This window comes from Zooshikella sp. RANM57, assembly GCF_050749885.1.
Lineage (GTDB): Bacteria > Pseudomonadota > Gammaproteobacteria > Pseudomonadales > Zooshikellaceae > Zooshikella.
Window position 1 is genome coordinate 401,921 of sequence record NZ_JBOIUB010000001.1, and the last position, 25,353, is coordinate 427,273.

Consider the following 25,353-nt stretch of genomic DNA (forward strand, 5'->3'; position numbering starts at 1 on the left):
TGATAAATAACCAAGTGAAGGATATACCCTTAATGATGGAGTTGATCACAAAAAGTATAAATGAGGTTTCAATTAAAATAGGAATGATGTCATGGATTTGATTTTATTAGAGCCAGGGAATAAGGAAGTTTTCGGTGGTGATGATAATAGTTGGACAACAGGGGGAAGTTTAATTGACCCTGTTGACCGGGATGAAATATTGAATTTCGGACAGTGTATAGAATTGGTTTCCGTTCACCAAGGAATGAAACAGCAAGTCACTACCGATGTCAGTAATTCTGCACGAACATCGGGTAGACCAATTATTACAGAATTTACCTGTGTTAAGTATGTTGATAAAACCTCAGTAAAGTTTTATGAATATTGTTTACGTGCTGAGCCTTTGGGGAAGGGCACTGATCAACCTACCAAAATATATATTTGTCGAAACTCTGGTGATAAAACTGCGAATATTATGACATTTACCATTCGGGATGCGATTATCAGTGAAATTCAATTTCAGTCTCATCCAGATGATATGCCAACGGAACAATTTAAGCTGAATTTTACTGAAATATTGTGGGACTTTACGGTACAAAATGCGGATACAACCCGTGCGGGTAAAAAGTCTTCTGGTTGGAGTTTGGCACGCAACCGTGTTATTGGACAGTTTACCAGTTAAATTGTTTTAATTATTAAGCAGTAGATAGTTAAATTGCAGGTAGATTAAATTATAGAAAAATAGATAAATATTATAATTAAGGAATTAAACGCAACTTATGCGTTACCTATTGGAAAGACTGGATGTATTGGGAGAAATAACAAAAGAAGATGTATTGGACCTGGTTATTGAAAATATAACGCGTTTATTAAGTGTAGTGCCTGCAACGGTCAATAGCCCCATTGATATTTTACATTTGGGACTTCCTGCGGTAGCTGATTTAGCCACAAATCATCGCAGTCAGTTACAGGAAGTAGCAGATCGTATAAAAAAAATAATTTTAACTTTTGAGCCTCGTTTGCAGCATGTTGAAGTGAGTTTGACGGACCAAAGTGATCCGTTAAATCCTTTTAGCTTAAGAATAAACGCGCAGCTTGTCTGGCAAGCTCAGTCTATTCCAGTACAGTTTTCTTTACCTGCCAGTGCACTCAAGGGGGAGTAGCATGAATTGGGGGGATTCTCACCCGCTGGCTGATTATTTTTATCGCGAAATACAGTATTTGCGGCGTGATGGGGTTGAATTTGCGAAAGCGCACCCAGAATATGCTCAAGCACTTGGGTTAAGTGCGGGTGTGTCTGCAGATCCTCATGTCGAAATGCTGTTACAGGGGGTTGCGTATTTAACAGGGCGATTAAATTACCGACTGGATGTTGATCGTAACCTATTACCTTCTGTTTTATTAGATCAGTTATATCCTCATTTAGTTTCTCCCTTACCCGCCATGGTGATGGCTCAGGTTAATGTGCAACCTGATGGCGCTAATTTTCGTGCAGGTTGGCAATTAGCCCGTGGTAGAAATGTGTTTATTGAAACTGAACAACGACGAGGTGATTTGGTTCGTTGTCGTTTTCAAGTGGCATGTGATACTGCTTTGTGGCCACTGGCTATTCAACACATTCATTGGTTATCGCTGGCTGGGTTGCCAGGTGAAGTTATTACGGCAGATGTCGTAGGTGGGGTTCATTTAACCATTACCAATTTGGGGGAGGACCCTGTTCAAACCCTGCCAATTTCTCAACTACGTTTTTATATAGCAGGAAACACAATACAGCAGTTTAAGCTGTACGAGTTATTACATGAGCATGTTGTTTCGTTATGGGTCAAGGTAAATGAAGAAAGTCCATGGCGTAAGCTACCAACTGCGGCGTTAGTCGGGTGTGGTTTTTCAGAAGAGGAAGCCTTACTACTGGATGAGCCAACCTCATTTTCAGGTTACCGATTGCTGCAGGAGTATTTTGCTTTTCCTGAACGATTTTTATTATTTGATATTAATGGCCTGGAATTAACGGGGGCTACAGATCAATTTCAGTTATTACTGCTGAGTAATACCGTATTACCCGAACAACTTCATTTATCTGCAGCATCGTTGCGGATGAACTGTGTGCCTTTGGTTAATTTATTTAAACAGCATTTAGATCCATTACGAATGGATCATCATCATTATGAGTATCGGCTGGTAGCCGATTATTCTCATCACCAGTACTGCGAAGTCGTTAAACCCATTCACCTGGAAGCTTTTCGTCCTGGCCAGCCTGTTCGCAAAGTCGCATCTTATTTTGAGTTAAGTGATATTTGGCAGCTGCAAGAAGATGATTATTTTTACCTTTGTCGTCGAGAGCTAAGCCAGCGTCCAGATATTCCTGGTACCGAGTTATGGATTAGTTTGTTGGATCCCAGTTTGTCACTGACCAATCCCGTGGCCGATACGTTAAGCGGTTTAGTGTGGAGTACCAACCGAACATTACCAGAACAATTGCGACAAGGTGATGAGTTACAGCTAGAAGGCGCTGGGCCGGTTAATCACCTTACATTGCTGATGTCGCCCACAGCTTATCATCCGCCACCGCTACTAAGCCAAACTCCGTGGTTACTGTTAGCTCAGGTGAATAATCTGCATTTATCGTTGCATGATAGTGAGTCACTGTTAGCAAATCTACGTCAGTTGTTGTTATTACATGGTGGCATGCGGGGAGAGGCTAACCGGAAACAGATTACCAGTCTTCAGAGTATACAGGGCAAAGCCGCTGTTCAGCGGATGGGGAATGAGTTATGGCGTGGTTTTTGTCAGGGGGTAGAGCTCACAATGACGGTAAATGAAACCCAGTTTGGTCAGGGGAGTCCTCTACTACTGGGCGAGATTTTACAGCAGGTACTCGCACGTTACGTGAACAGCAATCACTTTGTGTCTCTCGTGTTACATAGTAAGCAACGGAAGGGCTTATGGAAGCGTTGGCCAGCACAGGTTGGCGAACAAGTCATCCTTTAGTTTCACTTTGGCAGCAACAGCCAATACTGGTTAATTTTTACCAGTTAGTTCGGTTATTGACCTGGCAAGGAGGAGGGCATGACAGCCCCTCCGCTGATCAGGAAAAAAAGCATCAGAGCCTTTATTTCTCAGGGGGATATTCGCCTGCTTTTCCTGCCAGTGAAATAGAGTTTGTGGTACCACTTGCTCACCAGCAAGGCTGGCACATTCGGGTGAATAACTTGAGTTTGGCCGGTAGCCATGGACCATTACCCAATTTGTTTTGGGATGCTATTTGGCGGCGTCAGTTACAGGGACATCAAGTGACCAGTGATTTCCTGGACCTGCTTCAACAACGGTTACACTGGTTACGTTGGGCGGTTAAATCACACTGTGTACCAGGCTTAAATAATCTCTCTCCTGAGCAGTCAACAGTAGGGGTACGACTCGCACGACTGGCAGGTTGGTGTGATGTAAACCATATACATGGACTGGCTGCACGACAGTTGCTGGGACTATCAGGATTACGTTTGATGCAGCGCAGTAATCCTGATAGTTGGCGAAGGATATTAATGATCTTGGTGAATGCACCTGTCTCAATACAACCCCTTCATGGTTGTTGGTTAACTATTCCTGCGAAAGAACGCCTGTACATTGGTCAGACATTATCGGCAGACAGTTTTATTGGTCGTTATTACTGGTGTCAGCAAGCTGCCATCAAGTTGGAAATTGGCCCACTACCATACACTCATTTTTGTCGCATGCTGCCAGGAGAGCCGATTAATGAAACATTACGACATTGGTTACTGGTGCTGACGGGGGGGGGACTGGACTGTTGGTTGGTACTTTCTTTGGCAAAAGATACTGTGCCTGCCAGCAGGCTCTCTCAACCACAACCACACTCTCAACCACAGCAACAGCCATTATTCCATGGGTTACGGTTAAGTTATACCGCTTGGTTACCCGCCATGGCTAAGCATAAAAAAGGGGAGAAAGGGGAGCGTAATACGCTGCAAACCAGGGCTTTGGACCCTGCACAGTTTTGGTTATACCAAGTGAATGGTGAGCGTGATGGTCAGCATGGAGATGCATCATGAGTGCAATTGGACAAACGCAGCTTCAGCAACATGGTTATCAGGAGGTTGTTCTTTATTGGGCCGTTAAACTGCAGAGTGGAGAATGGATAGGAGATGAGACACTTCGCTTGATTCAGCTGCAAGGTCAGGAAAAGACAGGTGATTTGTTTCAGTTTCAACTGACCCTGCGCGGTAATACTGATGCCAATGGCTTTACCCTGACCTTTGATGAATTACTGGGTCAACCGATGACGATTGGTATTGTTTATCCCAAGCTAGGCTCAACTCCACAAGATTTCAAAGCGGCATTAGCGGGTTCCTCTGTTCCAGGCATGGTGTTACGTAGCGGAATCGTCGCCAGTATGGCAATGGAGCAACCAGGGAATTATCAGTTAGTGATGCGGCCATCGCTTTGGCAATTAACACTAACCAATGGTTATCAGATTTATCCGCAGCTATCGTTACGTGATGTGGTAGCTAAGGTACTTAAACAATTTGGTATTACGTATTCTATGATCGGTATTACCGGAAGTAGTAATTCAGCATTAACAAGAGTACAGGATTGGTTTCAAGCAGGGGAAACGGCATTAGCGTTTATTCAGCGAATTATCCGAAAAGCCCATATTTTCTTCTATTATCAGCACCAGCCCTGGATTGATGAGGTTATTTTCAGTAATAGTACAGACTATCCCTGGGCGTTACCTGAGCAGCCAGCGCTGCGCTATACCTATAGCCATTTACCTGAGCAACATGAAGATGATGTCGTAACCCATTACCACTATCAGCAGCAAATGGTATCAAGTAGTGTTGCGGCGACACAAACTCGTCAGCAAGCGGCCTGGGAGGCGGATACTGTCGCTAATACTCAGTCCTATGAAGGTAAGAGTGATGTGGCCCAGGGAACCTTACCGTTTTACGTTTACAAGATCTATCAATACGGCTGTAGTGATCAAGAGGCCCAACATGAGGCAGACACTCAACAGCAAATGATCAGTGCCTCTGCCACGGAGTTTTCTGGAGGCAGCCAGTGTCCTGCATTACAAGCAGGTTATAAGTTTTCACTGGCAAACCAACAAGGTGAAAGCCATACCCCTAATCCCATTCAGCCGACGCTTGCTGGACAAACCTTTGTCATTACCGAAGTTTCACACCAAGTCACTATCGATGGGCAGTATCAAAATACCTTTAAAGCAACAGAGCCTCAGGGCTTGATTACGGCCTTTTCGATTCAGGAAACCCATCAAGGCAGTGTATTAGCAACTGTCGTTGATCATGGTGGGGGTGGTTCTGCGGTCAGTGCTGGAGAATGGAAATACTATGCACCGGCGGTCTTTGACCTGGAGTTACAACAGTGTCGAGATCGGAATAGTACCGATGCCGTCCTTCAAGCTAAAGGAGTATTTGTGCAATTTAGTGTGCAGGGAACTCAGTCTGAACCCTGTTGGGTCAAACTGGCCGCGCATATGCAAAACATTCCTGAAGTGGGAGCCATTGTGGTGGTAACCCGGGCTAATGATGACTCAGAGCTGCCAGAAATCCAGAGTATTGTGCAGAACAATGGCACTAAGGTGGTGACCCCATCCGGCTGGACAGCATCGACCCATGTGGGGAGTCAATACAGTACGCAGTATGGGGATAGTCAAAGTATTCGCTTTGGAAAGTTATCTCAGGTGCGTTTAAGTGAAGCCATCGGTATTGTACAAGGGGCTTATAATACAGGGCAGTATCGTGATAGCAGCTACTCACAAGGTGCCAGTTTTAGTTATGCAACAGCAGAAGCGGGTAAGACTGGCTTATTGAGTAGGAGCAAGTCCTGGGGCTCGACTTATAGTGAACATTATGGCCAAAAAAGCTGGAATTACAGTGAAATAGATAGCTCGTATAGCGAACAGTTGATGATTGATACGGAGAGCCATACCACGATTCAAAATAAGTCGCTGAGCTATAGCACCATTGGCGAAACAGAGCAGCACAGTGAAATTCTGACGGATACTCGCAGCTACAGCACCGTTAAGGGCCTCAGTTACAGTGAGTCAACGTTAGGTTCCGTTGAGTCCAAAAGCACCATTAATGAAGACAATAAGCAAGACTCCGTGATTAAAGGGGATTCCATCAGTACCCAGCAAGTGGATGGTTTGAGTGATTCAACGCAAACGATGAATCAAGTGAGCAGTTCCATGACCGCCAGCACACAGTCCAGTACTTCGGCTATTGGTGCCACAACCAGTGCCAATGTCATTGGCAGTGCTACACAAGGCACTGTGACAGGTGTCAGCATGAACTCTTCAGCCATAGGGCTCACTTATAGTGCCAATGTGGTGGGTAGTAGTACGGCGGTTAACGTAACGGGAACAAGTGTGAGTGATACAGTGGTGGGTAGCAGTGTGGCGGCGAATATTACTGGGGCCAGTGTTAACACCTCTATCGTAGGGGCAAGCACTAATACCAATGTTATTGGCAGTAGTACCGACATAGGTGTGACGGGGGCTTCGACGCGAGTCAGTGTGGTAGGGGAAAGCACTCAGGTCAATGTAACGGGGGTGAGTAATGATGTCAGTGTGGTGACATCGTCCAACTCCGTGTCAATCAAAGACACTATTGCCGTGGTTGATATTGTAGCCAGTGGCATTCGGTTTCAGTCCAGCTCAGCACTGGTAAAAACAGAAATTATAGGCACTGAAATTTCGTTATTGTCCGCCATTAAACTGATTATGTGAGTGATGAGGCTATGCAGGTCATAAAACCCCATTCATTAAGCCTGTTACACAAACCATTACGTATGCAACAGCGTGATCATTGGGTGTTGGCTGTTTTGGGTTTTTTCCCATTACGTCAACCCTGTACGTGTTTTTTACCTGAGCAACAAGGTTGGCCTGGCTGGGTTAAACACTTACCTAAACAGTGCCCACCTGATGAGTTATTGATCAAGCCGGTGGGAGAGTGGCTGTTAGTGGGGCAAGGCTATGCCCCTCATGAACCTGTCACCACGCTCATGGTGGGGGTACAAGTAGGATCATTGGTGAAAAACCTGCGTGTTGTCGGTGATCGGCAGTGGCATTACAACTTAGCGGGGCAAGTGGTTTTTACAGAACCTTTACCTTTTCAGCAGCAACCTGTTGATTATGCCCACAGCTTTGGCGGTAAAGGGTATAAAGAAAATCCTCTGGGGGTGGGGTTTATTTCTGCTTCACAAACACGGTGGAAGGGACCAGCTCAAGGTAAGCTGCCTAATATTGAAGATCCCGATACCCCTGTGACCAAGCCCTGGCAGCACTATGAACCGGTGTCCTTTTTACCACTTGACTTGAGCTGGCCACAACGACAGCGTTGGGCGGGAACCTATGATCAACAGTGGATAGCCCAAAACTTTCCTGGTTTGGCGAGCGATGCCGATCCACGATTAGGTAATCGTGCAGCCATAGATCAACAGTTAAAGCAAGGTTTTTGGCAAGGGGGAGAACAGTTCAGATTAACCCACTTGCATCCAACACTTCCTGTCATTGAAGGGACTCTACCGACATTTCGGGTGCGTAGCTGGGTGCAACAAAAAAGCCAGGATGCCTCAACATTCGCTATTCATGAACTACCCCTCAATCTGGATACGATCTGGTTTATTCCTGAAGCCGATTTAGGAGTAGCTGTTTATCGAGGGACATGTCAGCTCAATCATCCTGATGCGGAAGATATTCAGCAGGTGCTGTTAGCCTATGAGCATGCGGAAGAGCCTGTTCGTCCTTATCATCATTATCAACCCCTATTAGAAACTGAGGGGCAGAGCCTTGAAGAGCAAGTGTGTCGACGGCTGAATGAATCCCTATTGTTACCTTCAGACATTAAGTCTTTACATTCGAAGCCAGCCTCAACCGCCCACTCTGCGCAAGATCAGCAACCATCGACGGAAACCAAAGCAGCAACGCAGCAGGCGGCAATGCAGGGTTATGTTGAGCAGCTAGTTGGTGATCAGCTTAAAACAAAGGGTGTACCCAAAGTAGCTACACCTTCAGCAAGCAATAATACAGTGAAAGTACTCCCTTTAGATGTGGATTCTAAGCCGTTAAAAATATCTCCACCCAGTTGGTCAGCGGTACAACAAGGTAAACAGGATCTTTACCAGTGGCTCAAACAAACTCGTGCTATAGCCGACGATGTTAAGACTCAGGCAAAACAGCAACAACAGCAAGCACGTGCTGCTTTAACGCCACTTAAAGATGTTGCAGCTGAGCAGGCTGGGGAAAAAAGCACATTGCAGCAAGGTTCAAAGCAGGACCCATGGCAACAGCTTGAAGCAAGTTCATCAACATCACCTGATGCTGAAATTAACCATGAATCAGATGAATCTGTAAAAAAAACGGATGCATCTTCAGCTCCTGATCGTCTTCAGTTAGCCCAGTGGAAGCAGCAAACGGATCAAGGCCGCTATCAGGCCCGACTGCATTCACCTACAGTCATTGTGGTGGATGATCAACTGGACTCACAAACCAAGCGGCATTTTATTATTACTCATTTACAGCAAAACTTTTCGTTAAAAGGTATGGATTGTTCTGGGGTGGACTTACGCGGCATTGATTTGCAGGGAATTGATGCTCAGGAAGCCCTATTTGAAAACTGTAATTTACAGGGTGTGAATTGTGCAGGAGGCGATTTTCGAGGCGCTGTGTTTACTGGGGCTTGCCTGAATACTGCAAATTTTAGTCGTTGCCAGTTGCAAAACGCCAACCTGTCACAGGTGACAGCGCATGATGCTTGTTTTGAAGGCGCAATACTTGACCATGGACTTGCCGAACAGGCTGATTTTACCCGTGCTAATTGTCAGGGGGTGCAAGCGAAGCATTGGCGTGCGCGTGCATTACTGTGCCCAAACAGCCAATGGCAATCAGCGGTTTTAGCGGATGTATTACTACTGGGTGCAAAAGGTACAGCATCGCAGTGGCAGCAGAGTCAATGGCATCAGGTGATTGCTTATCAGGCTGACTTTAATTTTGTTAACTGGCAGCAAACTCGGCTCTCTCGTTGTGTGTTGATGGGTGCCAAAACTGAGCAGGCAAACTGTCAGCAGGCGCACTGGCAACAAGTCTTTTGTGGAAGTGCTGCATGTCACCATTGGCAGGGAGCTGGCTTTCAGGCTTATCAATGTAGCTGGCGTGAGAGTCAGCTGTTAGGGAGTCAACTGGAGCAGGCTCAGTTTGCCTATTGCGACTTCAGTAACAGTGATTTATCAAACTGCCAGGCCAGTGACAGCCACTGGTACCGCTGTTTGTTTGGTCATACCCAGTTACAGAAGAGTGAATTTACCCGTGCTAATTTCTTACAAAGTCGTTGTCGAAGTAGTCAGTGGTATCAATGTGAGCTGAACAATGCCAGCTTGATTCAAACAGACTTTACCCATGCACGATTGGAGGACTGTTCGCTAACCAATGTGTATCGCTAGGGTTCTGGTGCTACGCTCAACTATGGATCAGAGAAGTTAAATCTATAAACAACACCCCTTAAGGGTATGAATAGGATGACAAGTCATGGACGATGATGCATCCATACCAAGCATTGAGCAGTGTATACAGCTTGGCTTACCGATCAAACAGCGTTGCTTTGATGGACAAACATTATTCCATCGAAACTGGGAGCAGTTGACCTTTATTCAGTGCTCATTCCGAGGGTGCCAGTGGGTTTCCTGTAAACTGGATAAATCAGCTTTTATTGAGTGTGACTTTACAGAGTCACGATGGCAGTCAGTGTCATTGTTGCATGCCAACTTTGTCCGTTGTCAATTGCCTGCAGCGCTGTTCTGTCCAGGACATTATCAAGGTATTAGTTTTTCTGAAAGTGATTTGCAATTGAGCTGTTGGGCAGACTGTCACTGGCAACGTTGTGTTTGGCTGAAATGTAAACTGCAAGGTAGTCAGTGGCTACAGGCAACGGTGGTACAGTCTTGCATGGTGGAATGTGAATTAAGAGCTGCTGATTTTAGAAACACGGTGCTTCAACAATCTGCCTTACTGGATGTGCCCTGGCGATCAATGACCCTGCAAGGGATGCGGGCTAGCCAGTCAGTATTAAAACAAGGGGACTGGCAAGGGTGTGACCTGAGAGGGATCAGCTTCCAACAATGTAATCTTCAGCAAGGTAATTTTTCCCAAGTGAATGCCACTGGGGCTGATCTGACGGAGGCTAATCTCAGTTTTAGCAAGTGGCAGCACGCGGTTTGCAAAGGTATCACGGCAACTCGTTCGCTGTGGCTTAACACTCAGTTACATGAAGTCGATTTTACTGAGGCCTGTATGGAAAGTGCCATCTTTCAAAAAGCGGACTTGGTAGGGTGTCGGTTTTTTCGAGGGCAACTGCAAAAAACGTGTTGGCGATTTGCTCAGGTTAATACCGTCGATTTTAGTGGCGCTGACTGCAGTTATGCCGACTTTTCGCATGGGCTGTTAACCAATAATCAATGGTTGGGCACCGCGTTAAACCATAGTCAGATACATAATACCGAGGGGGATTTGTCAGCCTGGAAAAATGCGGCCTATGTTCAAGGAACCAATGACCAGCTGCTTAACGCTGAGCAACCTATCCTCCATTGGGAGCAAAGCTAATTAAACAACAGGATTCAGTTTTAGCATAAGGAGCATGCAATGACCGCACTAAATACTCAGGTGCAAATAATGACGGAAGACCCTGTATGGCGGCTACAGTGTTATCAGGTAAGCCAACAGGCACAGGATGGTACCTGGCGGTTGGCTGATGGTCGCCGAGTGAAGCAAGCGGTGAGCTGTTTAGTGACACCCAAAGTGGGGGATCATGTGCTTGTTGCAGAGTCGAATGACAGTAGCCAAGCAGCTGCTGAGTGCTTCATTGTGCATATTTTACAGCGTGAAAGTTGCGAAACAGTGCAATTAACGGTTCCTGGTGCGACACAAGTACAGTGGCAGCAAGGGCAAATTTCGCTATTGGCTAAAACTAAGCTGACATTATTTGCCGCCCAGCAAGTGGATTTAGGTAGTTTGGAGCAGTTGTTAATTCAAGGTAAGCACCAGGTTTATACCGCTTGGGAAACCGCGGTCAGTCATGTCCAGCATTTTGTTCAGCAAGTGGATAGTTACACATTGACGGCCAAGCATTTACTCAAACTTCACGGTGAATATCAGTTAATTACGGCGGAAAAAGAAATTAAAGCGGATGCTGATCGGATAACCATGGGGTAATTACCAGATCACACTAACCAAAAAAAAGGGGAGGCAATATCAGTTTAATTATGCTTAACCGCTTGCAGGGAAAAATAATAAATAAAGAAAAAGGATACGTTGCGTGTTTGCCAATAATAATTTAAGCGTTATGAATTTTGCGTTTCCTGATGTGTGTTATGAACCGACGCCTGGCCCTGTACCTTTTCCTTTATTAAATATGGCATTTTCTTCAACGCATGTACCTAGTCAGTATCAGTTGTATTTTGGGACGGGCCTTGCGGAAAATTTATTAACGACGGGCACAGTCAGTACAGGGGATGAAACGGGTGTAGAGCTGGGCATGGTGTCAGGCATGATTATAGGGCCAGATCTGTACTTAATGGGTAGCACTAAAACGTTTGTGAGTGTAGTACCCGCAACGCGTTTAACCAGTTTGACGGGGCAAAATGGTTATATTTCTAATGCCATAGGTGCATCGCTGACACCAGGTCAAGTAGTCGTATTGCTGTTGAGTTAAGCACCAGAGGTGAGTGATTCAGGGATGCAGAGGGATGAATGATGAAGAATAACACGTGCAGTTGGCTAACTTCCTTTTGCTGGGTATCCATCATTGCTGTCATGAGTGGCTGCAGTGGTGTGACTGATAAGATAACAAGCTGGTGGTCATCGCCTAACTCGCTAAAGGAAATAGCGGTGGTGGCTGAACCAAAAGCGAATCAAAATTCTGCGACCGCCCTGGATATTGTTTTTGTGTATGAAAATGAACTGGTTAAACAGCTTCCTGATACCGGACCCAAGTGGTTTCAAACACGAGGCCAGTGGCAACAGCTGTATCCACAACAGTTTGAATGGATATCATTGCAGATTCCGCCTGGCCAACAGGTTAAGCAGGTTACGCTGCCAGCGCGTGTGGGGGAAGCACAGTATATTGTCGGATTTGCCAACTACCTGACGGAACAAGGGCAATATCCAGTCAATCTCACCCCGCTAACCCAGGTTCAGATTCGTTTACAAGCGGATCGTATTGACGTGGTCGATAACGCGGCAAATTAAATAATGGGCCAATTAAAGAGTGCAGGGTGCAAAAATAAGATCAATGGAGTGATACATGAGTAATCGTTTGCCAGAAAAGATTCAATGGGCAGAAGGTATGCTTCTGACCCCACAACATTTTCAGCAGCAGGATCACTATTGGCAGGCGATGTTACAGTTTAGCCGAGTCCTGCAACAGCCTTATCACTGGGGTATTGTGGACTGTCAGATTGATAAGGCTGCCTTGCTGGAAGGGCAGTTAGTGGTTGAACAGCTCACGGCTATGATGCCTTCAGGTTTATTTGTCCAGTTTCCACCGCCTGAGCAGCAAGCCCCTTTGGCTGTAGACCTCTCTGAACTAAAGATGGGATCGCAATGTACTGTGCAACTGGCAGTCCCTCGGCCGTTGCAGGGGGGAGGACAAAGCCAACCTATACAACGCTATATAACAGGTTCGCAGCAGTTAGTGGCGGATGAAAATACAGGTGTGGGTGAGGTGGCGATTTATCGGATACGTCCCAAACTGACCTTGCAAATGGGAGAGACATTACCACCACAATGGGAAACCCTTAAGCTCTTTGAGATTGAATCGAGTCACAATGGACAGTTACAGCTTACTGGTTATCACCCACCCATGCTGTATTTGGAAAGTAGTGCGGTGATGGGAGATCAGGCGTTGCTCAGTCGAGTTCAACTTCTGGTCCAACGACTTAGAATGAAGGCCACCGAATTGGCCGGGAGTACACCAGGTCATGGTGCTACGGCAAGTCCACAACAACGGCCAACCATTTATCAACTTGTCTCAGCGCTCCCTGCACTGGAAGTGTTGGTCCGTTCTGAAAAGGTGCACCCCTTTACTTTGTATTTACAGCTAGCTGAAGTGATTGGAGCCTTGTCACCACTGGAGTTAAGCTTGCTGCCCATGCGTTTACCCAAGTACGACCACAATAATATTGCTGCGGTGTTCCATCCTGTGTTGCAGGCCATTGAGCGGCTGATCAGTAAAGTTAATGTGGCCTATGACGCTTTACCCTTTGAAAAACAAGCCGCTGGACGGTTTATTCGTGTGTTGGGGGAAAGTCAATTACAGGAACCATTACTGCTGGAATTAACACCACACCCAGGGCAATCAAGCCGACAAATGATGGAATGGTTGAAAACAGCACGTATTGCCAGTGAACAGATTATGCCTGTTTTGCGGCAGCGCAGACTTACAGGGGCATTGGTACGTCGCCTTTCAACGGCACAGTGCTCGCAGTGGGGGTTAACAGATAATGGTTGTTGGTTCTTGTTGAGAAACCAACAGGTCACACTTCAAGATAAAGCGGAGCTTGTTATTGCCCAACAGCAACCACTGTGTATTGAAGGTTCGGTAAGCCAAACGGGACCTGCTGCAATCACACTCTATCGGCCACGGCGTAAAGTCACAAAAACGGTGAAAAAGGAACTGGCTGATGTCGATGCATGTTAATGAAGGTGATCATCAGTTGGTTGGACTGTTTACCTCGTTTTATCAACAATTGGCACAATTAAAATCATTACAGCGTGAAGGGGAGTTAAGTACCTGGCTGTTGGAGGAAAATCAAACCCTGGCCATTAATGATGTTGAGCTATCGGCATTGGTACAAAGCCGTCTTTTAGCCCAATTGCAACAGCAAGCTGAAATGATACAGACAATGGGGTCTCAGGCAGAAGTGCGTGCTTATCGTATGGCGCAGTATGTGATGGCAGTGCTGGCTGACGAAATTTTGCTATTGGAATGTGAGTGGCAAGGAAAAGGCTGTTGGACTGAGTTTTTACTCGAAACACAGTTATTTAATAGTGCAACCGGGGGTGAGGGGTTTTATCACTACTTAGATAAATTGCTATCAATCCGCCTTAAAAAACCTGTGCATCATTCTTTGGCGGCGATATTTCTGATGGCTTTACAACTAGGCTTTCGAGGCCAGTTCCGTGGAGCACTTGGTGCGCCTGTCATTGAACAATATCGACAGAAATTAGGGCGGTTTTTGGGCACAGGCGTAAGTCTGAATACGGAGCGGTTGTTTCGCCAGGCGTATCAAGGGCAGTTGGGCAATGTCCAGTTAGCCAAACTTCGGCCTATGCTCCGCTGGTGGATTATGATGGGTGCAGGAGCAGCAACGTACCTGATTATTTCTTCTGTTATTTGGCTGATTTCAATTCAACGGATTCAACACGTTATAGCCAGCTAGCTTAGCGTTCAGATGACTTCAATACTGGATCGTTAAGGTAAGAATAGGGATGGACTGTGAACTCATGGATTGTGTTTTTTATTATTTTGCTGATTGGCTTGATTATTTTTGCCGTAATGGCGTGGTTTATTGGCAGTCGGGCTGATAAGCCTATTCGCTACCAAGCATTACCCGTATCATCTCCTACCTCGTATTGGCATCAGTTCTTTACATTAGTCTGGGAGTGGCTAAAGCGCAGCAAAGCTTACCTGGATAGACAATGGTGGCGATGGCGTCAGCGTCGGCAAGGTGCTTATTGGTTACCTTGGGTTTTACTGTTAGGGGATAACGACTCGGGTCGTCACAGTCTGTTGGCATCGCTACAGCGACAACAACAATTACTGAGTCATGAGGACTGCTGGGGATTTTCTCACCAGACGCAGTGGGACTGGCTGGCAACGGATCTCGGAGTACTGGTTACGCTACCTCAATCGGAAGAACCGATTAAAGAGGACTGGGAGCATCACTTAAAACATTTAGTGGTGTTGAGATCTGAACGACCGCTTGATGGCGTGGTTGTGGTTATTTCTGTACCACAACTGTTAATGGATGAACCATTAACCCAAACGCAGCAAATCAAACTTTACCAATATTTACTGCACAGCTTACCCGATAATCTGGGTTTTCAGTTGCCCGTCTATGTACTGCTGAGCCAAACGGATGTCTTGCCTGGTTTTAGTTTGTTTTGGCAGGAACTGGATGAAGCTCACCAAGGGGAAATGGTGGGGTGGTCCAACCCTTATCCCGTTGGCGAACCGTTTAACGGAGAATGGTGTGAAGAGAGCTTGGCGGCGATCCGACAGGGGTTAGAGCACTATTTATTGCAGCGAGCAACCAGTGGTGAGTTAGAAAGTGCTGATGAAGTTTTTTTATTTGCAGAGCAGTTTAATCGTTTACAAACACCCTTAATGAATTGGTTGGTGGCGCTATTTGGGCAACCGGAGGCACCACAAGGGCTGCTGTTTAGGGGATTGTACTGCTGTGGCAGTGTGGAGGCTGCTGGTCATATCCGTAAAGAAGTGCGGAGTGATGTTTGGTTTCTTAGTCACTTATTTGGACAGAAGTGCTTTTCTGAAAAGCATTTAGCACAACCCAGTCATCAAGGGATTTGGCAGCGAGACAAGCAAAATCATCGTTGGCGTTGGGGATTTGCTATAGGGGCATTATTACTGGCTGCTGGGTTAACAGTAACAAGCATAAAGCTCCAGCAGCAGGTTGATACGGTTGTTTACTCATTAAAGCTCCTTCAGCAGCCTAGTCAGAATGTACAAAATGAACAAGGTTGTACCAGTAAGGCGACGGTGTTTGATTTGCTGGATCATATTGCCCGGCTGGATACCCATATGTCCTTTGTCGCGATACCGTTATCCTGGGTTGATAATCGTGTTGGCCGACAGACTACCCGTTATGTTGCTGAACAAGCATTTGCCGCCGTTATTTTCCCCAGTATGGCGTGTCATCTTCGACATAATATTGAGGAGTTAGCCAGTCAAACTTTACCTACTTTAGGCGCAGATAAGTCACCAGAGCACTTGTTAGAAGTAGAGCAGGCATTAATTAGTTACACACAGAAGTGGCAAGAACTGGAAAAGAATCTGGCACTCTTTCGGGAAGTCAGTGAATTTTCGGATAAGTACCATGTAGACAAAGTATTTTCTTTGTTTGAACAACTGACTGATTATGTTTTTGGGGAAAAACTACCCATCAGCTCTAAACGTGTCAGTGGATTACATCGTGCTGCGTTAGCTAATGTCATTTATCAAGAGTGGCCTTCAGTGAATGAAGCTACCCGTATTTTGGTCAGTCAACGGATTACTGAAGGGTTTGCAGATTGGCAACAAAACCTCCAGGAAGCATTGAACCTGGGAGAAAACTGGCTACGTAACCTGCGTCAGACAGGGGCTCGTGATCAGCAGCAGCTTCTGCGTTTAGCCAGTTGGCTGACATGGATTGATCAACAGTGGCTTGCCAGTGGTTTGGAGGAAAATAACTGTGAGCAGCTTAGGCATCAGTGGTTACCTCATGTCAAAGCACTGGAAGCTGATTATGAGTATCCACTGCCATCCTCTACATTTACTGCTCGTCTCCAACCAGATCACTGTGACCTTCCCATCGATAATCGATTGTTAGCCATGCAAGTTTCTCCTTATGGTCACTTATTTATTAATGGACCTAAGGGGGGAATTTACTTAGCCGATGCATTGAAAGAAGAAGTGGCTGGGTTTTATGCGGTCAGTGAACTGGATTATTTTACCATTGAGCCTAAAAAACAGATGCAGTGCCCTGCAACCTTGCGGGGTTGGAATGCTCAACCACTGCAAACATTACTCACGGCATTACGTGAGTATCAGCAGTTTATGGTGAATCGTAAGCTGGAATTACAACAAACAGATTTACCATTGTATGCTTCTATGGCGAAAGACCATTTACAAGGCGTCAGTGAACACCTTTTGACTAAAGCTCAGCTTACCAGCAGGCTGGCTGATACCATGAGTAATGCAACAAGCAATATCGTATTGGCCCAAGAGAGTCTTATTATTAACACTGAGCAACAGTTTAAGGAAGTGTTGTCAGCGTTGTTATTAATTATGGGACAGTTGCAACAAGTGCAACTGATAGCGCAACAGCAAGCACTATCACAATGTATTCAGCAGTTTGCACTCGCACAATTGCAGGATATTAAATTATTGGCGGTGTCTAGTAAGCTGTATGAGCCTAAGGTCAATCCCCAGCAGCCTAAGAATACCGATCAACTATTGTATAACCTGGGTGACCAAAGCAAAGTCCAGGAGTTTTTACAGCAGCAATGGCAGCGTAGCCAAATTATTGTTGGTTATACTACACCTTATTTATTTGTATTGAACAATACCTATGAACATAGTGGATCAGCTGGGTCAGAAACCGTAAAACAGTTTTGGCGTAATACCATCAATGAAATGCAAGCCTATCAAGTACAGCATAATGACAAAGGTGAAGTGGGTAAACTCAATGGTTTTATTGCAAATCAGCTGAGTGTATTAACGCTTGATAACTGTAGTCAGCAGTTAACCGCGGATACCTTGGTAAAAACAGCAAGTGACTTATATTCACGCCAATACCAGCAATTGGAACAACATGCTAATTTGTGGTGTGATAACCAACAACTTGCTTTTGCTTACGAACAATATCGCGAATTAGCACAGGCATTTAATAGCCTCTTATCGGGCCGGTATCCTTTTGCACAACAAACAGCCACCGATGCTTCACTGGAGGCAATCCAGCAGTTCTTATCACTTTATGAGCAGCACCAAGACACTTTAGCTATTTTACAAAATCTGCCTATACAGAACTCTACGTTTACGACATCTGGAGAATTAAGTGACTCAGGATTGAGTGAAAAATTTAATAAAAATACTAATTGGAAAAAAGTCGCTGCTTTTTTGACTCAGCTTGATAGCGTCATGCCTTTTTTTAAAACGTATTTGGCAGAACAAACACAACAACAAAGTGGTATTAAATTAAAACTGACGTTTCGAGCTAAACCAAAAGATTCACCAGGCAGTGAACAATTAATCAGTTGGGCGCTATTAAGCGGTAATGAACGTTCGACTTACCCCAATGGTAATGATCAGCTTTCCTGGGTAATGGGTGATCCTATTCAGCTTGATTTAACCTGGGCAACACAATCTTCACTATTACCTTTAGTTGATCCTAAACAAAGCGCAACCATGGATATTGTTGATGAACGAACGGCACGATTTGCCGTATCAGGTCAATGGTCACTTTTCAAATGGTTACAGGCATTCGGCACTGAGACAACTAGTACGGCAGACGAAGTGTTATTGTCATTTCGAGTGCCCGTTAAACATCGTGATCAATCGACGCCACAAGGAGAAAGCAGGCTCTTTTTAGCGATGCAGGCACGTCAGGCGAAAGATGGCCAGGAGCAAACACTTGCATTACCAATTAAGTTTCCAACACAAGCGCCCGTTATCTGGTAGTGAGGGGGATGTTTTTAGCTTAAGGATATAAAAATCATAATAACAATATGTGAGGCACATCATGCCTTATTAGGATGATCTTTCAATGAATACACTAGAAGCCTATTACGATTATTTAAGTCAGTATGAGTTACCTGTAGAAGCCATACTGTCGCCTATTTCTGAGGAACAGCCTGGGGGTGAAAATTTAACAGGTAGCCGTCTATATCATGCTATCCGAGAAGCACGGCGGGCGGATGATGCCACTTTGCCGCAAGGGGCATGGCAGTACGAACTCAAGCAAGCCGACTGGCAGGAAGTCATTGAGTTAACCTGTGATGGGCTGGTGAATCAGAGTAAAGATCTTCAGCTGATGGTATGGATGTTAGAGGCTTTGGTTCAACGGTGGGGAATGGAAGTTTTTCCTGCAGGTATCACATTACTTCGACTTTTTTGTGAGCAGTTTTGGTCAGTTATGCAGCCTCAGGTAGTGGATGAAGACATAGAACACCGTTGCAATATTTTATGTTGGCTGGAACAGCAGTGGACACTATGGTTGCGTTTAATGCCTTTATCGGAAGGCGAAGATCAGCTTAATTGGACGCTTTGGGAGCAGGTTAGCCGTAATGAACAGTATGAATTACAGCGCAAAGGGAATGTAGAAACTAAAAACAGAGAGCATTGGTTACAAGTACTGGCAGTCACGAGTGTTGAGTTTTATGAGCAACTGTCTGAGCAATTACTCTTGGCTCAGCAATGTTTAATGGATTTACAATATAGTTTACATGCGCTGATGCCCTCAACAGAAACACTTTTTACTGCGTTACAAGCACAACTCAAAGCATTACACACATTCACCCAGGCTGAATTACAGCGACGTGGACAGTTTAATACAGTACCTGCGGTCAGCCACGCTCAACAGTCATTGTCACTTGCAGGGTTACCGATTAATGATCGAAATGAAGCTTATGCCTATATCACTCAAATTGCAGACTTTTTACAGATGACGGATATTCATAGTCCAGTGCCTTATTTATTAAAAAAAGCGGTGGAGTGGGGCACGTTAGATACTGTGTCATTATATCAAGAGCTATTTATTACACGACAGGGGCAAATTAATATTTTTGAGATGCTGGGTATTAAACCGGATCACATAGCAAATTCTCGCAGTTAAGCACATTCAATTTTTGTATTAACTTTTATGAGCACCGCTACTTGATGATGTGGCATGTTGGGCACGTTGACTGCTGGCAGCATCGTCAACGGATACGCTATGAGTTTGTTGTCGAACGGGTAAAACAGCATGACCTTGTCCTAGATGGGCACGATGCTGTAATCCTGGAATAAGTTGTTGACGGTTAGCAATGGTACTGGTTATTCCCGGTTGAAGTTGTTGCTGGAGCACAGTATCAAGTTGATAACTGAGTATATGTTGATGTCGGGTTGCGAATGGAATATGTACTTCTTCTGGTGATTGATAACGTGGTGAAAAGCCATTAATGCCCCATTGGTTGAGAATGTGTTCGCGGCGATGACTTTCTTTACCAAATGCTTGCCCCAATGCTAACCAGTGTTGGTTGTTGACACGAAAGATACTTACCATATGTCGTTGATTACGCAACCCAAGATGGAAAGGCAGTTTCATTTTTTTGCTCCTAGCTGGTAGGGGGAGTCTTTAAAATGGTTAACTCTGGTGACAGACCAAGATCAATGACCAGTGATAGTTCTGCATTTTTGGCATTGTCTTGAGTATCAAAAGTGCCGGTTGTAACCAATAGCCAGGGTAGTCCATATTTGTCGACGACACGTGCAATACTGGACTGATAGCCATAATGGTTTAATCGTTGAACCATGGCATCAGCCTGAGGTTTCTCAGGGAATAAGCCAACTTGTAGGGTATAGGATGATTTATCAGCGTTAAGATTGGTTATCAAGAGACTTTCATAGGAGATAAGCGATAACTCAGCTTGAGCATCTTCTACTGAATTAGACATCAGCTGAGGGATAGCAAGCCAGTCAGGGAGTAATGAGAGTTGGGCTAAAATGGGTTGACGGACTTTATTCGGGCTGACAATACCTAATAAAAACATGATAGCCCCAAAAAAGATAATAAGCATGATAAAGCCTGACTTTTTGAGCATAACATCCTTCCTGTAGTAGAACTTATTCTTTTTGATCAAGGTATAGAGTTTTATTTTTACGACTTCTGCTTACTAGTTTAGGTGGAAGATAGGTCAATGAAAAATACACAAATATGACAGTATAAAATATGGCTGAAACGTTACAGCAAATTGTTTTTTTGATTACGCTGATACTGTTATAACTTTTTACTAAATATTGAGTTTATTATTAGGTCATTTATAGAGTGCAATTGAATTATAGGATTGTGCTAATGTCGTGTTTAAGTTAATTTATTCTTCCCGCAGTAGAATATACTCCTTGGTTTCTTTTATTCTCGGTACTTCCACACCTGTTTCACAAACCAACTCAAACATAGCAACCTAATTTTTTGCTATGCCCTAGACATGATTAAATGAATAGCTGTCGTATTTGAGGTGTGTACTAATAGTCGGTAAAGGTTAGGTAACGCACCTCGAACTGTTTGTAACAAGGACGGCGGTAACCAAGCCTTTCCAGTCTTTGGGTAAAGGAAGCTTTAGAAAAATGGATTTTAATAAAGTGAAATTATATTCGATTGTTCTGGTTATTTATAACGTTTGATGAAAAAAATCTGTATTGCTTGTAATGTCTAAGACGTAGAATGAATTTCGATTGGCTGATAAGTTTTATAAATAAAAAATAGGACGTTTGTGCGGTTTTGGTGGTAATTATTGATCTGCCTCTATCAAATAAATCAGTAAACAGGATTATGTGAGTAATATTGCGAATTTAGAAGATTATTTATATCACAGTTTTAGCATAATATGGGCAAACCTCTTGATTCTACTGTGAAATTCTAAAACACTAGTAGAGGTTGATCGGTGGAGACAACATTAGTATTGTTGCGCTGATACTGTACTTATTGCGATGTTGGTTGTGGGATTATGTCCCATAGCTCATAGCAATTACTATATCAGTTATTGCTAAATTTTTATCTTTAGTAAAGACTGCATATGGGTATATCAAGTCAGTCGCATCCAGTGAATACTGGCACCCTAATGGGGAAATAAATCTTGAATTTTAGTTATAAGACGTTTTGTTTAAACAATATATACATTTTAATTAGTTAAGTTTTAATGCCATGTCTATCTTTAATATTAATTTCCCTGCTGCGTTAGTCGAACGATGATTGTATTTTTAGAAGTAGTCATAATGGCACCACTAAAAATAGTAATACCCCACACCAAAACAATTCCTTTGATATAGGTATCTGCTATAGCGTTATATTTTTGTTGTCAATAACCTCTTCATTCTTCAAAAAAAGACTAGGTGCTATTACTGTTTCTATAGTATAGCGTGAGCACTTAGGAGGCTTTATGACGTGTAATGAAATCAAAATGCACGACAGGTACACTTGGTTTGTTAATATGTATTAAATGGTATTAATTTGTATTTGTGGTGTCAGAAGCAAATAAGTTGAAGAAAAAATTATATATGGTAAATGAAATATTTGAAAAATGTATAAAAAATAGTCTTGGTTGAATGGTTAGTCAGCAGTTTGATGACTAAGGTCAATTATTGTGGTTGTTATTTTATGAGCTACTTATGCGGATGTAAATTGATGTTTATGAGTTAATAATGATGTGCAATATAGGGGTATTCTCTCTACGAAGGGGATAGCTAAATAGGGAAAATGAGATGGAAATATAGCTTAACATGGATAGTTAAAGTGATTGTTAAAGTAAATAGAGAAGACATACGGTAAATATAGAGTCTAGTTGTAGTATTTGAAAATGCTGCAGGGTTAATTTTTAAATGATAATAAAATAGTTGATTTTAAACTTTGATTTTCTCCTTTTTGTTGGGAGATTTTAATAAAGTGCGGTTTCCAATGCTGACTATGTGTCTATTTTAGGTGCTTCGCCTTTTACTGTTTTTGCCTAAAAAACACATGGCTTTCTCATTGGCATATGTCTTTTTATAAAAAATACTCTCTGGCTTAAATTGTTTCATTTAAACAGAGAGCATCAAGCCGAAAGAGGTTCACTGTAATGAAAAAGCTTTCATTGTGTATTGCTTTAGCAAGCTATTGCTTAAATTCTTATGCTGCAGATCTTCCTCCCACTAGTATACCTCAACATAATAGTGATGTTGGATTGCATAACCATCACCACCATCAACATGAGAAAATAACACCCGACATTCGCCCACCTATTACTGATGATAATAAGGTAATGGTTGAGGCGATGACGACCGAAAAATGTGATACGCAAAGTTTTGTTAATTTAACAGGTAGAGCATTGGTTAATAAAATCTTTTCTGTTGAACCTACCTGTGTTTACAATTTATTTGGTATGCCTGCGAGCAGTGCTCAGCATGTGTTTAAAGATCAGCAAATGCAAACAGTCGCTGATAGCTTTGTTAGTTTAGCTGAGGACTATAATGGCAATAATAATGACAAAATTTTACAAATAGTACTGTTTTTACGCGCTGGCTATTATCAGCAATGGGGCAATAAAGATCAAATTGGTGACTATAGCCCAGCATTAAAGCAAAAAGTGAAAACAGCTATTTCTAACTTTTCTAAAAGCAATCACTTTAATGATGTCAGTCGTGAGCATGGCGAAGTATTAAGAGAAGTTATTACCTTAATTGATAGTGCTGAGTTAAATGGACAATTTATTCCAACCTTGGAACGTTTATTGTCTAGCTTTGGAGATAAGCATAAAGAGCACTGGCATATGGCAGCGGCACTGAATAGTGTATTTACAGTGCTTTTCCGCGGACATAATTTCGAAGACTTTAAAACTAATATTCAGTCCAACTCTGCAATTATTAATAGCCTGCATCAATTTATTACCAATAATGATGACATGCTTGGCGGTGATTATGCCTATTTACTACCTAACGCGTCTCGCGAATTAGGACGATTTTTACAGTACAGCGGTAAGCTAAAAGAACAGACAAAACCGTTAGTGCTTAATCTATTACAACGTTATCAGCTAGGCGGTAAAGGTGGTGCCATTTGGATGGGTGCTGCTGAAATGGCAGATTATTATGATAACAGTAATTGCAGTGAGTATGGTGTATGTAATTTAAGAAGTCGTGTTGATGAACAGGTATTTAAGCAGCGCTATGAGTGTGCAAAACAAAATATTGTGGTGCGTGCACAGCAAGCAACCACGAAACAAATGGAAAAAAGCTGTAATGAGTTGAATGGGCAGTCTACTTATTTCCATCAACAGTTTAAAACCAACTATCAGCCAGTTAAAGATGATTATAACGACAGCTTAGAAGTAGTTGCTTTCCATACCCGTGAAGATTACCAGACCTATGCAGGCTTTTTATTCGATATGAGCACTGATAATGGTGGGATGTATCTGGAAGGCGATCCAAGTAAGAAAGGAAACCAGGCGCGTTTTATTGCTTATGAAAAAGTAGGCACTGATAATTTTGAGGTATGGAACCTGCGACATGAGTTTAACCATTATTTAGATGGTCGCTTTAACATGTATGGTGACTTCAATGATGCAATATCAGCACTTACCGTATGGTGGATTGAAGGTATGGCTGAGTACATGGACAAACGGAATGTTAACCCTCACGCTATCGACTTAGGAAAGTCAAAGGCTTACCTTCTTAGTCAAATACTGGCAAATGATTATAATAGTGGTGTAGACCGTATTTATTATTGGGGGTACCTAGCCAGTCGTTTTATGTATGAAAAGCACGCTGCAGATATTACACAAATTCTGACGTACTTTAGAAATGGAGATTACTCGGCGTATAGTGAGTTTATGAGTGGTATAAATACGCGCTATGATGAAGAGTTTTTTAGCTGGGTTGATGCTTTAGATAATGATGATGGAGACGACAACGGCGACGATAATGGCGATGGAGATGACAACGGGGATGGTGACGATAACGGCGATGGAGATGACAATGGGGACGGTGATGATAACGGTGATGGAGATGACAACGGAGACGGTGATGATAATGGCACTTGTGTAGGTAAACAGTCTACAGATCGTGATGATGAGTTGGTCAGTGCTCAACCCAAAACGAATTTATCGGGTGGTGTACTTTACTACTTTGTTCAAGCGCCTGATTGTGCCAATAAGTTAACCCTTTCAGTATCAGGTGGAACGGGTGATGCTGATTTATATGTCAATAATGAAGGATGGCCGACGCAAGACGCCTATGATTATAACTCTGCAGGTAAAGGCAATAATGAGCAATTAGTGATTCAATCACCAGAGAAAAATGGCTATTACCATATTTTATTGTCTGCAAAATCAGCGTTTAATGGTGCTAAACTAAGTGTTAGTTTTAATGATGTGGTGACAACACCAAAACCTGATCAAAACGATTGTAATCAGCAGCGTCAGAGTGATCGAGATGATGAACTGATAAATTGCTCTCCTAAACAAATAAGCAGTGCCTATAGTAAGTACTATTATGTGTACGTACCTGCTGATACTTCCAAGTTGACGGTGAGTACACAAGGTGGTTCTGGTAATGTAGATTTATATATGATTAAAGACGGTTGGCCTACCACTGAAAACTTTGATCAGTCTTCTACACAGCCTGGAAATACTGAACAAATTGTAATATCCAATCCTGCTTCAGGTTATTATCACTTTCTACTAGAGCCTAAATCGGCTTATGAAGATGTTAAATTAGAAGCTAAGTTCTAATTGTCGTATTTGTCTTCAATCCATTAAAAAGCTAGCCTACTTTTGTAGGCTAGCTTTTTTGTATGTCTTTCCTCCTCACGGTGTTTTCAGCACCTGATTCACAATATGTATTATTA

The 25,353-nt window shown here is 43.4% G+C and carries 17 protein-coding genes; 15 read left to right on the plus strand and 2 right to left on the minus strand.

Going from position 1 to position 25,353, the window contains the following annotated elements; translation table 11 throughout:
• Positions 1-91: 91 nt before the first annotated feature.
• The 14 genes from ACQ96U_RS01410 to tssA all read left to right on the plus strand — a co-directional run bounded on the left by ACQ96U_RS01410 (position 92) and on the right by tssA (position 19,614).
• Positions 92-661, plus strand: a complete 570-nt coding sequence (locus tag ACQ96U_RS01410) for an Hcp family type VI secretion system effector (protein WP_027706630.1) — start codon at positions 92-94, stop codon at positions 659-661.
• 97 nt (positions 662-758) lie between these two features.
• Entirely contained in the window at positions 759-1,142 is a 384-nt protein-coding gene (tssE, locus tag ACQ96U_RS01415; protein WP_431719439.1) for a type VI secretion system baseplate subunit TssE, read from the plus strand.
• 1 nt (position 1,143) lies between these two features.
• Positions 1,144-2,967, plus strand: a complete 1,824-nt coding sequence (gene tssF / locus ACQ96U_RS01420; RefSeq protein WP_431719440.1) for a type VI secretion system baseplate subunit TssF — start codon at positions 1,144-1,146, stop codon at positions 2,965-2,967.
• Entirely contained in the window at positions 2,922-4,043 is a 1,122-nt protein-coding gene (tssG, locus tag ACQ96U_RS01425; RefSeq protein WP_431719441.1) for a type VI secretion system baseplate subunit TssG, read from the plus strand. Before tssF ends, tssG begins: the two co-directional genes overlap by 46 nt.
• The gene (locus ACQ96U_RS01430) at positions 4,040-6,739 is read left to right on the plus strand and encodes a contractile injection system protein, VgrG/Pvc8 family (RefSeq protein WP_431719442.1); all 2,700 of its coding nucleotides are present in this window, start codon (positions 4,040-4,042) and stop codon (positions 6,737-6,739) included. Before tssG ends, ACQ96U_RS01430 begins: the two co-directional genes overlap by 4 nt.
• An 11-nt stretch (positions 6,740-6,750) precedes the next feature.
• Positions 6,751-9,450 carry a DUF2169 domain-containing protein gene (locus ACQ96U_RS01435; protein ID WP_431719443.1) on the plus strand — a complete coding sequence of 900 codons (2,700 nt, stop codon included), beginning with the start codon at positions 6,751-6,753 and terminating at the stop codon, positions 9,448-9,450.
• Between the two features lie 85 nt (positions 9,451-9,535).
• On the plus strand, positions 9,536-10,606 hold the full coding sequence (locus ACQ96U_RS01440; protein WP_431719444.1) for a pentapeptide repeat-containing protein: 1,071 nt from the start codon (positions 9,536-9,538) through the stop codon (positions 10,604-10,606).
• A gap of 39 nt (positions 10,607-10,645) precedes the next feature.
• Positions 10,646-11,215: a DUF3540 domain-containing protein gene (locus ACQ96U_RS01445; protein WP_431719445.1), complete on the plus strand. Its 570-nt coding sequence runs from the start codon at positions 10,646-10,648 to the stop codon at positions 11,213-11,215.
• A gap of 103 nt (positions 11,216-11,318) precedes the next feature.
• Complete coding sequence (locus tag ACQ96U_RS01450; protein WP_431719446.1) at positions 11,319-11,714, plus strand: DUF4150 domain-containing protein; 396 nt, start codon at positions 11,319-11,321, stop codon at positions 11,712-11,714.
• A 38-nt stretch (positions 11,715-11,752) separates the two neighbouring features.
• Positions 11,753-12,250 (plus strand): hypothetical protein, encoded by a 498-nt coding sequence (locus tag ACQ96U_RS01455; RefSeq protein ID WP_431719447.1) that lies wholly within the window; start codon positions 11,753-11,755, stop codon positions 12,248-12,250.
• 55 nt (positions 12,251-12,305) lie between these two features.
• A complete protein-coding gene (gene tssK / locus ACQ96U_RS01460; protein WP_431719448.1) occupies positions 12,306-13,700 on the plus strand; it encodes a type VI secretion system baseplate subunit TssK in 1,395 nt (464 codons plus the stop codon).
• Positions 13,684-14,442 (plus strand): DotU family type IV/VI secretion system protein, encoded by a 759-nt coding sequence (locus ACQ96U_RS01465; protein ID WP_431719449.1) that lies wholly within the window; start codon positions 13,684-13,686, stop codon positions 14,440-14,442. Before tssK ends, ACQ96U_RS01465 begins: the two co-directional genes overlap by 17 nt.
• 56 nt (positions 14,443-14,498) lie before the next feature.
• A complete protein-coding gene (locus ACQ96U_RS01470) occupies positions 14,499-18,461 on the plus strand; it encodes a type VI secretion system protein (protein WP_431719450.1) in 3,963 nt (1,320 codons plus the stop codon).
• An 85-nt stretch (positions 18,462-18,546) separates the two neighbouring features.
• Positions 18,547-19,614 carry a type VI secretion system protein TssA gene (gene tssA / locus ACQ96U_RS01475; RefSeq protein ID WP_431719451.1) on the plus strand — a complete coding sequence of 356 codons (1,068 nt, stop codon included), beginning with the start codon at positions 18,547-18,549 and terminating at the stop codon, positions 19,612-19,614.
• Between the two features lie 18 nt (positions 19,615-19,632).
• Here tssA and ACQ96U_RS01480 read toward each other — a convergent pair whose 3' ends face one another.
• Together ACQ96U_RS01480 and ACQ96U_RS01485 are read right to left on the minus strand one after the other, a co-directional pair.
• A complete protein-coding gene (locus ACQ96U_RS01480) occupies positions 19,633-20,085 on the minus strand; it encodes a hypothetical protein (protein WP_431719452.1) in 453 nt (150 codons plus the stop codon).
• 10 nt (positions 20,086-20,095) lie between these two features.
• The gene (locus ACQ96U_RS01485; protein WP_431719453.1) at positions 20,096-20,581 is read right to left on the minus strand and encodes an SPOR domain-containing protein; all 486 of its coding nucleotides are present in this window, start codon (positions 20,579-20,581) and stop codon (positions 20,096-20,098) included.
• Positions 20,582-22,591: 2,010 nt separating this feature from the next.
• Between ACQ96U_RS01485 and ACQ96U_RS01490 the strand changes: the two genes are divergently transcribed.
• Positions 22,592-25,237, plus strand: a complete 2,646-nt coding sequence (locus tag ACQ96U_RS01490) for a M9 family metallopeptidase (RefSeq protein ID WP_431719454.1) — start codon at positions 22,592-22,594, stop codon at positions 25,235-25,237.
• The last annotated feature ends 116 nt before the right edge of the window (positions 25,238-25,353 follow it).

What these genes read in the sequence shown, in the direction of transcription:
- ACQ96U_RS01410 (WP_027706630.1), top strand. Translation starts at nt 92, where the DNA reads ATGGATTTGATTTTATTAGAGCCAGGGAATAAGGAAGTTTTCGGTGGT.
- tssE (WP_431719439.1), top strand. Translation starts at nt 759, where the DNA reads ATGCGTTACCTATTGGAAAGACTGGATGTATTGGGAGAAATAACAAAA.
- tssF (WP_431719440.1), top strand. Translation starts at nt 1,144, where the DNA reads ATGAATTGGGGGGATTCTCACCCGCTGGCTGATTATTTTTATCGCGAA.
- tssG (WP_431719441.1), top strand. Translation starts at nt 2,922, where the DNA reads ATGGAAGCGTTGGCCAGCACAGGTTGGCGAACAAGTCATCCTTTAGTT.
- ACQ96U_RS01430 (WP_431719442.1), top strand. Translation starts at nt 4,040, where the DNA reads ATGAGTGCAATTGGACAAACGCAGCTTCAGCAACATGGTTATCAGGAG.
- ACQ96U_RS01435 (WP_431719443.1), top strand. Translation starts at nt 6,751, where the DNA reads ATGCAGGTCATAAAACCCCATTCATTAAGCCTGTTACACAAACCATTA.
- ACQ96U_RS01440 (WP_431719444.1), top strand. Translation starts at nt 9,536, where the DNA reads ATGGACGATGATGCATCCATACCAAGCATTGAGCAGTGTATACAGCTT.
- ACQ96U_RS01445 (WP_431719445.1), top strand. Translation starts at nt 10,646, where the DNA reads ATGACCGCACTAAATACTCAGGTGCAAATAATGACGGAAGACCCTGTA.
- ACQ96U_RS01455 (WP_431719447.1), top strand. Translation starts at nt 11,753, where the DNA reads ATGATGAAGAATAACACGTGCAGTTGGCTAACTTCCTTTTGCTGGGTA.
- tssK (WP_431719448.1), top strand. Translation starts at nt 12,306, where the DNA reads ATGAGTAATCGTTTGCCAGAAAAGATTCAATGGGCAGAAGGTATGCTT.
- ACQ96U_RS01465 (WP_431719449.1), top strand. Translation starts at nt 13,684, where the DNA reads ATGTCGATGCATGTTAATGAAGGTGATCATCAGTTGGTTGGACTGTTT.
- tssA (WP_431719451.1), top strand. Translation starts at nt 18,547, where the DNA reads ATGAATACACTAGAAGCCTATTACGATTATTTAAGTCAGTATGAGTTA.
- ACQ96U_RS01480 (WP_431719452.1), bottom strand. Translation starts at nt 20,085, where the DNA reads ATGAAACTGCCTTTCCATCTTGGGTTGCGTAATCAACGACATATGGTA.
- ACQ96U_RS01485 (WP_431719453.1), bottom strand. Translation starts at nt 20,581, where the DNA reads ATGCTCAAAAAGTCAGGCTTTATCATGCTTATTATCTTTTTTGGGGCT.
- ACQ96U_RS01490 (WP_431719454.1), top strand. Translation starts at nt 22,592, where the DNA reads ATGAAAAAGCTTTCATTGTGTATTGCTTTAGCAAGCTATTGCTTAAAT.